Below are 11,495 nucleotides of genomic sequence, written 5' to 3' on the forward strand. Positions count from 1 at the left end.
AACCCACACACAAAGATCGCATAAGATAGATTATGGAACTGAAAGAGATGCCTTGGCCCTTATCAGTCACATCACATAAGAAATTGCCGTCCGTTGGCGGTTTCAATCTCGCAGCAATCTCAGGTATCAAGTTGAAATTCAATGGCAAACTGGTCATAGCCTGGCTCGACTTGCGGCGGCGTCTCGCCCATCACGGTCTCATAGTCGAGCGGCGTATGCATATGCGTGAGCACCGCATGTTTGGGCGCCAGACGCTCGATCCAGCCGAGTGCCTGTTCGAGCGACAGATGGCTCGGATGCGGCCGGTACTGCAGCGCGTCGATGTAAAGCAGCTCAAGGCCTGAGAGCTTGGCGACCGTCTCTTCGGGAAAGTCAGAGACATCGCAACAATACGCCACGTTACCGATGCGAAACCCGAGCGATATGATGTCACCATGCTGCTGAACCAGCGGCTGAAGCATTATGGAACCACCGGCGCCATCAATGACTAGGGGTTGGTCCATGTCCTCGACAATGACCGGTGCGACGATCGGCGGATAGCTGCTGCCCGAAGGTGTCTTCAGGCAATAGCCGAAGCCTTCCTCGATCCGAGCCATCGTATACGGCTCTGCATAGATGGGGATCCGGCTCTTCTGCATGATGAAATAGCCTCTGAGGTCGTCGATCCCGTGCAGGTGGTCTGCATGCGCATGGCTGTAGATGACGGCATCGATAAACTCGACCTTGGCGCGGATCATCTGCTCGCGAAAATCCGGCCCCGTATCGACTACAACGGTGGTCTTGCCCCCATCGGGCGCGATCTGCTCGATCAGGAAGGAGGCGCGTGTGCGTCGGTTGCGCGGGTTGTCCGGGTCGCAGTTGCCCCAGTCACCGTTAATCCGCGGCACGCCGGGTGATGACGAACAACCGAGCAGCGTGAACCGGCGCGTGACCTTCATCAAAGCTCCCCTCAGCCGAGCCTTGGCATCTTCGAGAAGCAGCGGAATGCGTTCTCGGTGGTGATGTCTGCCATCTCCGCGTAGCTCACGCCCTTGACCTCGGCCAGAACCTCGGCCGTGTTGACCACATAGGACGGCTCGTTGCGTTTTCCACGCCAGCGCTTGGGCGCCAGATACGGCGCGTCCGTCTCGACCAGCAGCCGATCCATGGGCACGGTCTTGGCGATCTGGCGCAACTCCTCCGATTTCGGAAAGGTCACGATTCCGGAAAACGAAACATAACCGCCGAGCGCCACACCGGTATCGGCAAGCGCCTGTCCCGAAGAGAAGCAATGCAGGATGAACGGGAAGGCGCCCTTCCCCGTCTCTTCCGTCAGGATTGCAGCCATGTCCTCGTCGGCGCTGCGGCTATGGATGATGAGCGGCAGCCCCGTGCGCCGCGCCGCCTCGATGTGGCGGATCAGCCCGGTCTTCTGGTCCTCGGGCTTCTGCGTGTCGTAGAAATAGTCGAGCCCCGCCTCGCCGATCGCCACGATCTTCTCGTGGCTCTCCGCCAGCCGCACCAGATCTTTCGCCGTAACATCCAGCTCGTCGCCGGCATTGTTCGGATGCGTGCCGACGGAGCAAAACACGCTCGGGTAACGCTCGGTCAGGGCCAGCAATATGTCCAGCTTCTTCACCCGCGTCGAGATCGTCACCATCTGTTTGACGCCCGCCTGATGCGCACGCGTGACGAGTTCGTCACGCTCTGCGTCGAAATCGGCGAAGTCCAAATGACAATGGGTATCGATCAGCATCGGCTCAGGCCTTGCCCGCTTCCGGGGCGACGTAACGCGGATAGACCGGCGACGGCGCCGGCAGTTCCGTACCCGGCTGAAGGCGACCGGCAGAGCCCAGCTTTGCAAACACGCGATCCGCGTCGGCCACTGCCACGAGATCGAGGATCTTCGCCGAAGAGGCCGGCATGATCGGCTGGAACAGGATGGCGATCTGGCGCACGACTTCGGCCGTCACATAAAGCACAGTGCCCATGCGCGCCTCATCGGTCTTCTTCAGCACCCACGGCGCCTGGGCCGCGAAATAGCGGTCGGCTTCGTTGACGATGTTGATGATGGCGGCCACCGCCTTGTGGATCTGCTGGCGGCCCATTTCCTCGCGGCAAATCGCAATGGCGTCGTCAGCCACCTTGAGGATCGCCTCGTCTTCAGCCGTCAGCGTGCCGGGTGTCGGCACCCTGCCCTCGCAGTTCTTGTTGATCATCGACAGCGAACGCGAGGCGAGATTGCCGATGCCGTTGGCGAGATCGGCATTGATGCGGGTCGCTATCCCCTCTTCCGAATAGCTGCCGTCCTGGCCGAAGGAAACTTCGCGCAGGAAGAAGTAGCGCACCTGATCGAGGCCGAAATGCCCGACCAGATCGACGGGATCGACGACATTGCCGACCGACTTCGACATCTTCTCGCCCTTGTTGAGAAGGAAGCCGTGGGCATAAACCCGCTTCGGCAGCGGCAGGCCCGCCGACATCAGGAAGGCTGGCCAGTAGACGGCGTGGAAGCGAATGATGTCCTTGCCGATGATGTGCACATCGGCCGGCCAGTATTTCGCCCGCGGACCGTTCTCGTCTTCGACATAACCCGTCGCGGTGATGTAGTTGGTCAGCGCATCGACCCAGACATACATCACATGTTTGTCGTCGCCGGGCACCTTGATGCCCCAGTCGAAGGTCGTGCGCGAAATCGACAGGTCCTTGAGCCCCGACTTGACGAAGGAAATCACCTCGTTGCGGCGCTCGTTCGGGCCAATGAAATCCGGCTGATCCTCGTAGAGTTTGAGAAGCTTGTCCTCATAGGCCGAGAGCTTGAAGAAATAGCTTTCCTCTTCCACCCATTCGACCGGCGCACCCTGAGGTCCATAGCGTACGCCATCGGCGCGCAGTTCGGTTTCCTCTTCCTGGAAGTAAGCCTCGTCACGAACCGAATACCAGCCGGCGTAGCCACCCTTGTAGATGTCGCCGTTCTTCTCCATCCGGCGCCAGACTTCCTGCACTGTCTGGTGATGGCGCTGTTCGGTCGTGCGAATGAAGTCGTCGTTGGAGGAATTCAGCAGCTTGCCCATCTCGCGGAATTCGTTGGAATTGCGCTCGGCAAGCTCTTCCGGCGAAATGCCCTCTGCGCGCGCCGTCTGCTGCATCTTCTGACCATGCTCGTCCGTACCCGTCAGGAAGAATACGTCCCGGCCGTCGAGCCGCTGGAATCGCGCCATGGCGTCGGTTGCGATCAGCTCGTAGGCATGGCCGATATGCGGCTTGCCGTTGGGGTAGGAGATGGCAGTGGTGATGTAGAAGGGATCGCTCATGGCTTCCTGGTGTCTTTTCGTCGGTTGCGATGTCACGGCCCGAACGATGGCGGCGCAAGACGGCCGGCCATCAAGGCGAAGACAAATGGGGTCGAACGCTCTTAAAACATTCCCGCGGCTTTAGGAACATCCGTTTTGCTGCAGTGCCACGAAGATGCGCGCAACGTCATGGCCGCGTCTGATGTCGCATGTCGCCGATACGGGGGCTTGCCACCATCGTGGATCATGATAGATCGGAATTCCGGCCAACTCGAAGGAAACCGATATGCCGGATCTCTCTACCATGATGCTTTTTTCCGCGGCCTGCTTCGTTTTAACCGCGACGCCGGGACCCGACATGTTGCTGATTGCTTCGCGCAGCATCAGCCAGGGACGTGCTGCGGGCTTCCTGACCTATCTTGGCATCGCGCTCGGCACTTATTGCCATGCCCTTGCCGCAGCCCTGGGTCTGTCACAGCTCTTTGTCGCCGTCCCCGCAGCCTACGAGATTGTCCGCTGGGCCGGCTGCGCCTATCTGCTCTACCTCGCCTGGAAGACATTGCGGTCCGAAACAATGCAATTTGCCCCGAGCGCCGGCCTGAAGCGCTTTTCCATGCCGCGAATTCTCGGCGAAGGCTTGGCGACGAACCTTCTCAATCCCAAGATGGCGTTGTTTGTGCTCGCCCTGTTCCCGCAGTTTCTCGATCCGGCTAAGGGCTCGCTAACTCTGCAGATCCTGGTTCTGGCGACGGTGCTGAACTTCATCGGCTTCGTGGTCAACGGAGCCGTGATCCTGCTCAGCGGCCATATCAGAAGCCGGATGACTGGCCTGGGTCGCTTCGGCAAGCTCCCCCAATACCTCCTGGCGACAGTCTTTGCCGGCCTTGCCTGCCGTCTCGCCTTCGGAACACGAAGCTGAAGGGCAGCAAACCGCTTCCTTCCGGGATCATCCTGATCAGCGCACGATCGCCGCCAGCACGTCGAGGATGGTCTGCTTGCGATCGAGGTTATAGGCCGCTGCCACACCCAGCTGCTGGTTGATGACGGAAGAGAGCCGGGCGTAATGTTCGGCACCGCCGAGGTCGCCGGCCATCGCGAGCCCACGCGCCGTCTCCGCCAGATAATCGCCGAGATGTTCGGTGAAGAAGCCGAAGGCGACCTCGCTGTCCTTGCCCGACAATGCATCGGCGATCTTGAACATCATCCGCCGTTGCGCCGGGCCAGAGGCTGCAAGCATCTGCTCGAAGGCGTCCAGAATGTCTGCGCCGCCGTAATTGACGAGCTTCAACGCTCGCGCGACGCTTCCCTTGGCAAGCGAAAGCACCGCTTCGCGCTTCTCGGCCGGAATGGACAGCCCCAACTGCCCCAGCGCCTGATCCATGGCTGGCGGTGACAATTCGTGCAGCTTGAGCGGTAGGCAACGCGACCGGATGGTCGGAAGGAGCTTACCCGGCGCATGGGACAGCACGAGGAACATCGCCCGCTTCGGCGGCTCCTCCAGGATCTTCAGGATCGCATTCGCCGCATTGCGATTGAGGTCGTCGGCCGGGTCGATGATGACGATGCGCCAATTGCCGGTGCCGGACGTCTGGCTGAAGAAATGCCCCGCCTTGCGCACCTCGTCGACGGTGATCGCCGTCCGAACTCGCCCCGTCTTCTCGTCGACGGGGCGCGACAGATGCAGAAGATTGTGGCTGGCGCCGGATGCGAGCTGTCGGCTGACCGGATGCCCGGGGTCCGGATCGGAAATCGTCTCGGGCGCCGTCGCCGGCTCCGGATGACGCAGAATGTGGTTGGCGAAGCGAAAGGCGAGCGTCGCCTTGCCGATGCCCTCGGGCCCTTCGATCAGGATCGCATGATGGCCCTTGCCCGAGCGATAGCTGCGCGCCAGAAATTCTTCCGCCGCCTCATGGCCGAACAGCTTGAGATTACTGACTGGCGCGATCGCTCCGTCGAGAAGCCCTGCCCTGTCTTCGCTCATGTCCGCGCCGCCTGCCCGCCACCACCGGCACTGCCGATATGCGCCGCGATCACTTGCGTCACCTCGGTAAGGATAGATCGCGCAATGGCTTCCACATCCAGCGAGGCATCCAGGACCCGGCAGCGTTCCGGCTCGGCTGCGGCGATATCGAGAAAGCCCTGTCGGCGTTTCTCGTGGATTTCGAGCTTTTCCTTCTCGAAGCGGTCGGGCGTGGCGGTCTCGGCAGTCGCCGAAGCCCCTGCCCTGCGGCGCGCGCGCTGCAGTCCAACATCCGCCGGAAGGTCCAGCACCAGCGTCAGGTCAGGCATGCTGGTCCCGATCGAGACACGTTCGAGTGCCACCATGAGCGGAGGCTCGATATTGCCGGTCACGCCCTGATAGACGCGCGAGGAATCGACGAAACGGTCACACAGCACGATCTCTCCGCGCACGAGCGCAGGCCGGATCACGCAATCCAGATGATCTGCCCGGGCGGCTGCGAAGAGCAACGCTTCCATGCGCACGCCGAAAGGTTCGGCAGCACCCGAAAGCAGCACATGGCGCAGGGCTTCCGCACCGACAGATCCACCCGGCTCGCGTGTCGTGACTACCGTGTGGCCAACAGCCCGCAGGTTTTCCGCAAGCAGGCGGATCTGGGTCGATTTCCCGGCCCCCTCGCCTCCCTCGAAACTCACGAACAATCCGCGCGCCGTCGCCAATGCCTTGCCTACTTCCCGCCTGCGGCGTTCCAGATTTCGCCCTGTCGGGCATGCCTACGGCTCTAAACCAAGATGGTCCCTCGCGAAACCGCGAACAGCAGCTGAGGCTGAATTTTCCGTCAGATCCAGAAGAACAGGAGCTCGATCACCGCATCCCAGGCCCGCTGGCGAAGCGTCCCCACCTCGACAGTCTCGGCGCTCTTGAGGGGAAGGCTTCTCAGTGGCCGCTCGCCGGAAAACACGTTGAGCGTCGCCACCTCTCGGTCCGCTGCGACCGGTGGCTGGAGCGGCCAGCGATAGACGATGCGCGCCTGCAGCCGGTCAGGATTGTTGACGGGAACATAGACCTCGACCGGTTCAGCCGCCACCAGAGGCACCTTGGACTGCGCGCCGCCATAGACACTCGCCTCACCGATCACCTCGCCCGCCTTGAACAAGGTGCGCATCTCGAACCCGTCGAAACCCCAGGTCAGCAGCCTTGTCGCCTCTTCGGTCCGCTCCTTGTCCGTCGCGACCCCACTCATGCCGAGAAAGAGCCGCCGTCCGTCCCGCTCCATCGAGGCGACGATGGCAAAGCCGCTGCCTTCGGAAAAACCGGTGCCCAACCCGTCCGCGCCGTAGGACAGGAGCGGATTGCGGTTGCGCTGGAAGATCTTGTTCCACTCGAATTCCGGCAGGCTGAACGTCCGATAGAGATCGGGATAGGTGTCGACTAGATGCCGGGACAGCTTGACCAGATCATAAAGCGTCGAGCGGTTGTCAGGATTCGGCAGGCCCGTCGCATTGCCGAAGCGGCTGTCGGTGAGCCCCAGTTCGGCCGCCCGCGCATTCATCCGCTCGACGAACTTCGCCTCCGAGCCTTCCATGCCCTCGGCGATGATGAGGCAGCCGTCATTCGCGGTCTGAACTGCGATCCCTCGAACGAGATCGCCAACCGGCACTTGGCTCTTCACCGCCGCGAACATGGTCGAGGTCCGCGATGGCGCGCCACCCGTTCGCCAGGCATATTCGGACACCGGATAGATCGTGTCTGGCCGGATCTCCCCCTTTTTCAGCGCGTCGAAGACCACTTCCAGCGTCATCAGCTTGGCGAGAGAAGCGGGCGCAAAACTCTGGCGCTCGTTCTTGGAGAGCAGCACTGTGCCGGTAGATGCCTCGATCAGATAGACTTGGGCTGCCTTGGTTTCGATCACCTGGCGGATCTCGACGGCGGGTGCCTGCGCAAATGATGGCAGGCCCGCGAGGGTCAGGATCGGGGCGAGCAACAGGACGGGAAAGAAACGACGCATGTTCACACTTCGTCTACGGGGCGCAGGCCCTCTCTTTGCCCGGTAGCACTGGCGTCAAAGCCCCCTGGAGAGCTTGATGCCGCCCGTCGCGACCGAGGAGAGAATCGACCGCTCGGTGAGGCCGTCATTGCGCACGAGAATGGCATCGAAGGCAAGCGTGCCCGTCTGTAACTGCTCCTCGACATAGGCCGCCGCATAGCCCGAGCCGTCATAGCCGTCGATATGATGCGGCCGCGGCATCGGCGTCGGGCCATAGTCCGGAAGCGCGGCAAAGCTCTCGCCCGAAACCACGCCACCACCTGCACCACCCTGCATCAGAAGCTGAGCATCGAGCGTCTGCGCTTTAGCCCCGCCGCTCGGGGTCGGGCCTGCGAGTGCCGTCTGGTACGTGGTCGCGACCGGCGGCTGGTATTGCGACCCGTCCGTATCGTTCGACGCGACCATCACGCCGGATGCGATCTGCCCGCCAGGATCGATGACAGGGCCACGTTCGCCCTTCCTTGTATAGGACGCCATCAGATAGGGCATGTCGTGCCCGTCCATCCGGGCCGGCCCGATATACTGCACGCGCACTTCGCCGGTGCCGCTATGCTTCATGTCCAGCATGTCGGCCGTCTTTCGCGACAGATCGATGATCCTGCCCTTGTGGAACGGCCCACGATCGTTGATGCGGACGATGACGGAACTGCCGGTATTGATGTTCGTCACCCGGGCATAGCTCGGAAGCGGCAATGTCGGATGGGCCGCCGACAGGTGCTCCTTGTCATACAGCTCGCCATTGGCGGTCATCCGGCCGTGAAAGGCATCGCCATACCACGACGCAACGCCGACCTTGTCGTAGCGCGGATTTTCCTTCGGCACGAAGGTCTTGCCCTTCACCACATAGGGCTTGCCGACCATATAGCGCCCGCCGCCCTTGGGCACCGGGCCGCTTGCGACGAGCCGCGGGCTCGCCTTCACGCCGTAGATCGATTCGGCGAAATACTCTTTCGAGCGCTTCGGCTTTTCGGCCGTCTGCTTGGTGGCCGAACAGGATGCGGTGAAGGCGCAGAGCAGCACCAGGCCGAACCACTTCCCCGTATTGGCCGCAAGGCCGTGCGTCGTCAGATGCATGTGTCCCACTTCAGATCAGCGGGGCATGCCGACATCGCGCCCCATCTGCGAGGCCCCCATGCCCCGCTCACTTGCGCGCAAGATTCCTGCGCAAAAATGGCCAAAATGGGAAAAGTCACAATTTGAATGATCCTCGAAGCCCCATAACCTTCTTTATGGTTAGCGTTCGGTTAATCACGGGCCGACGGCGATCTGGCCGTGCCGCATGCGAACCAGAAGGCTGCAGGCCGCAAACACACCCGGAAAGTCGCCAAAATCACCCTTGCCAAGTCTGATCGCTTTGCGCATAACGCACCCGTCCGGAAGAGTGTCCGAGTGGTTTAAGGAACCGGTCTTGAAAACCGGCGTGCGGGAGACCGTACCGTGGGTTCGAATCCCACCTCTTCCGCCACTGGCCCCCACCTCTTCCCCACTGGCCGATGTGTGTCCCACCCTAGACAGGAAGCAACTCCAGTGACAGCCCACGAGACAGACCTTATGATCATTCCTGGCGAGACTGGTTCTGCGCCAGCTCCGCCGGAATACTTCACCGGCGACGTCCAGATCTCGGGCCGCTACCAGGCCAACGCTCCAGCGCGCATCGGCGGGGTCACCGTATCCTTCTCGGCCGGCGCAAGAACGGCCTGGCACACACATCCACTCGGACAGACCCTGTTCATCGTCAGCGGGCGTGGCTGGGTCCAGCAGGAAGGCCAGCCCGTTCAGGACGTCGGTCCGGGCGATGTGGTCTGGATCCCGCCTCTGATCCGCCATTGGCACGGCGCGTCCGCGCATGAGCCGATGACACATTTCGCAGTGGCAGAGGCACTGGATGGCAACTCGGTCACCTGGATGGAAAAGGTCTCCGACGGAGACTATCACAAGGGTCTCGGCGTCTAGAGCCTGGCTTGGAAGGCCAGACTGCATCCTTCTGCACATGAGGCATTGCGGCGGCAACATTTCCCCGGTCAGCGGGAAAGGCAAACTTGGCCGTCCTGTGTCGCTCGGGGCCTGGATACATCACCCCGACCCTTTTTGTACGACCGCTCTCCAATAAACCATTCCCTTCGAAACCGATTGTGAAGTCGGATCTTCCAGATATTCTGGTTTCATGGATCAGCGGACAAACCTCATTCGTCAGTTCTTCGGCACGGCGGCGGCGGTCCTCGTCGTCGGCACGCTGATCATCGGTTATTGGGTCACGGCGGCAGTCGAAAACGGCGTCAAGGAAAACGCGATCTCGATCAAGACCATGTTCGTGACCGATGCGATATCGCCACTTGCGCAGGAGTTGAGCCTAACCCCGAGCCTCGGTCCTGCAAACCGGGCCGAACTCGACCAGCTCTTCGCAACGGGATTGCTGAAGACGGAAATCGTGCTGTTTCAGATCTGGACCCTCGACGGCACCATCGCCTACAGCAATGACACGGAGATCATCGGGAAGAAATTCTTTCAGACCGACGGCATGAAACTCGCACTGACAGGTCAGACATACGCGGAATTCGACAATGTTCTCGATGAGCTGAGCATTTCGGAAACGTTGCGCACGGCACCACTTCTGGAGATCTATGCCCCGATCCGGGCGGCAGAAAATGGCAATGTCATCGGTGTGGCAGAATTCTATGCCGATGGGACTGCTCTGAGGGCTCATCTTCTGGAAACGAAAACCCATGGGCTGATCGTCGTCGCCTCCGTCGCGCTCGCAATGCTGGCGGCCATCTATCTCGTCATATTCAAGGGTGCGGAGACCATCGAGAAGCAGCGGCAGGCACTCGACGAGAAGCTCCACCAGCTCTCGAGCCTTCTCGCGGAGAACCAGAGCCTGTCACGCCGCGTCAGCAAGGCGAACCTCAAGCTTGCGGAACTCAATGAAAATGCCCTGCGCAGGATTTCGGCAGATCTTCATGACGGCCCCCTGCAACTGCTGTCCTATGCAGGCCTCCGGCTGGAAGCCGTTGATCCAGCGAAGGGAGCGGTCACGGACCTGCAGCCGATCAAGCAGACGGTGGACGACGCCATGCGGGAGATCCGGCAGATCTGCCGAGGCCTGTCGCTGCCGGAGATCAGCCAATGGAACCTGGAGACCGTGGTCCGCACGGCGATCGAGAGCCACGAGAAGCGAACCGGGATCGGCGTGATCCGACAGGTCTCCGCAGATCTTCCATCATTGCCCTTGGCGGCCAAGACCACCGTCTATCGTTTCATCCAGGAAACATTGAACAACGGCGTGAACCATGGCCGTTGTTCTCGCCAGACGGTCTCGGTCGGCGTCCGGGATGGCAGATTGGAGGCCGTGGTGTCGGACGATGGCATCGGCTTCGACCCCTCCGGAGAGACGAACGGGCTGGGCCTGGCGGGACTGAAGGAACGAATCAATTCCCTCAGTGGAGAATTCCGGCTCGAGACTGGGGACAACACCGGCACGCGGGTCGTCATGCTCCTGCCGATGGAATTTGCAAGGGACGTAGCATGATCAGCATTCTGATTGCCGATGACCATCCGATTTTCCGCCAGGGGCTCGCGCTGTCACTGGGAGAAGCCGAGGACTTCGAATTATACGCCGAAGTGGGCACCGCGGAGGAGGCCTATCGGTCGACCGTCGAATTGAAGCCCGATCTTCTCCTCCTCGATCTCTCGATGCCGGGTGGCGGGCAGTCGGTTATCGCCCAGATCGTACGGGAGGCGCCGGACACCCATGTCGTGGTCCTGACGGCCTCGGAAGACAGCGTCGATCTCTCCGACGCGATCGGCGCCGGGGCCAGCGGCTACATCGTCAAGGGGGTCGGAGGGCGCACGCTGATCAACATCCTTCGCGATATCCGCCACGGACAGCACTATATCACGCCCTCTCTCGCATCACGCGTGCTCGGAGAACTCGCGCAGGGAAGCGCGACCGGTGAGGACAAGGATCCGCTGGCACGGGCGCAACGCCAGCGCCTGGAGGCACTGACGCCACGCGAGCGGGAAATCATGGCGCTCGTCGCAACGGGCTGCTCCAATCGACGTATCGCCGAGGAAGTCGGCATTCAGGAAAAGACCGTCAAACACCACATGACGCGGATCCTGGCAAAGCTGAAGGCCGCCAATCGCACGGAAGCAGCCATGCAGTTCCGCGATTTCGAAGAGACAGCGGGAGAAGCATGAGCCCCTCCCCGCCCACCTG

11 protein-coding genes and 1 tRNA gene are annotated in these 11,495 nt (G+C 61.4%); 5 read left to right on the plus strand and 7 right to left on the minus strand.

Annotated elements, in window-relative coordinates; genetic code table 11:
- Positions 1-119: 119 nt before the first annotated feature.
- Genes E9677_RS24960 through metG form a run of 3 tightly spaced genes read right to left on the minus strand, consistent with a single transcriptional unit; the run spans position 120 to position 3,293 of the window.
- Positions 120-938, minus strand: coding sequence for an MBL fold metallo-hydrolase (locus E9677_RS24960; RefSeq protein ID WP_136560780.1), 819 nt, complete (start codon positions 936-938; stop codon positions 120-122).
- 11 nt (positions 939-949) lie between these two features.
- Complete coding sequence (locus E9677_RS24965) at positions 950-1,735, minus strand: TatD family hydrolase (RefSeq protein ID WP_136560781.1); 786 nt, start codon at positions 1,733-1,735, stop codon at positions 950-952.
- Between the two features lie 4 nt (positions 1,736-1,739).
- A complete protein-coding gene (gene metG / locus E9677_RS24970) occupies positions 1,740-3,293 on the minus strand; it encodes a methionine--tRNA ligase (protein WP_136560782.1) in 1,554 nt (517 codons plus the stop codon).
- 265 nt (positions 3,294-3,558) lie between these two features.
- Here metG and E9677_RS24975 point away from each other — a divergent pair, with 265 nt between their 5' ends.
- On the plus strand, positions 3,559-4,191 hold the full coding sequence (locus E9677_RS24975) for a LysE family translocator (RefSeq protein ID WP_136560783.1): 633 nt from the start codon (positions 3,559-3,561) through the stop codon (positions 4,189-4,191).
- Between the two features lie 36 nt (positions 4,192-4,227).
- Here the strand turns inward: E9677_RS24975 and E9677_RS24980 are convergent, their stop codons facing one another.
- The 4 genes from E9677_RS24980 to E9677_RS24995 all read right to left on the minus strand — a co-directional run bounded on the left by E9677_RS24980 (position 4,228) and on the right by E9677_RS24995 (position 8,353).
- Complete coding sequence (locus E9677_RS24980) at positions 4,228-5,253, minus strand: DNA polymerase III subunit delta' (protein WP_136560784.1); 1,026 nt, start codon at positions 5,251-5,253, stop codon at positions 4,228-4,230.
- A complete protein-coding gene (tmk, locus tag E9677_RS24985; RefSeq protein WP_136560785.1) occupies positions 5,250-5,951 on the minus strand; it encodes a dTMP kinase in 702 nt (233 codons plus the stop codon). The genes E9677_RS24980 and tmk overlap by 4 nt, the downstream gene beginning before the upstream one ends.
- Positions 5,952-6,070: 119 nt before the next feature.
- Positions 6,071-7,240 (minus strand): D-alanyl-D-alanine carboxypeptidase family protein, encoded by a 1,170-nt coding sequence (locus tag E9677_RS24990; RefSeq protein WP_136560786.1) that lies wholly within the window; start codon positions 7,238-7,240, stop codon positions 6,071-6,073.
- Positions 7,241-7,294: 54 nt separating this feature from the next.
- Positions 7,295-8,353, minus strand: coding sequence for a septal ring lytic transglycosylase RlpA family protein (locus E9677_RS24995; protein WP_136560787.1), 1,059 nt, complete (start codon positions 8,351-8,353; stop codon positions 7,295-7,297).
- A gap of 301 nt (positions 8,354-8,654) precedes the next feature.
- Between E9677_RS24995 and E9677_RS25000 the strand changes: the two genes are divergently transcribed.
- From E9677_RS25000 to E9677_RS25015, 4 genes are all read left to right on the plus strand, one after another.
- A tRNA-Ser gene (locus E9677_RS25000) sits at positions 8,655-8,744 on the plus strand.
- Positions 8,745-8,806: 62 nt separating this feature from the next.
- Positions 8,807-9,232: a (R)-mandelonitrile lyase gene (locus tag E9677_RS25005; protein ID WP_235883103.1), complete on the plus strand. Its 426-nt coding sequence runs from the start codon at positions 8,807-8,809 to the stop codon at positions 9,230-9,232.
- 211 nt (positions 9,233-9,443) lie between these two features.
- Complete coding sequence (locus E9677_RS25010; protein WP_136560788.1) at positions 9,444-10,805, plus strand: sensor histidine kinase; 1,362 nt, start codon at positions 9,444-9,446, stop codon at positions 10,803-10,805.
- Complete coding sequence (locus E9677_RS25015) at positions 10,802-11,476, plus strand: response regulator (RefSeq protein WP_136560789.1); 675 nt, start codon at positions 10,802-10,804, stop codon at positions 11,474-11,476. Before E9677_RS25010 ends, E9677_RS25015 begins: the two co-directional genes overlap by 4 nt.
- Positions 11,477-11,495: the final 19 nt, after the last annotated feature.

It is taken from the genome of Peteryoungia rhizophila, assembly GCF_004912145.1.
In the GTDB taxonomy this organism is placed as follows: domain Bacteria; phylum Pseudomonadota; class Alphaproteobacteria; order Rhizobiales; family Rhizobiaceae; genus Allorhizobium; species Allorhizobium rhizophilum.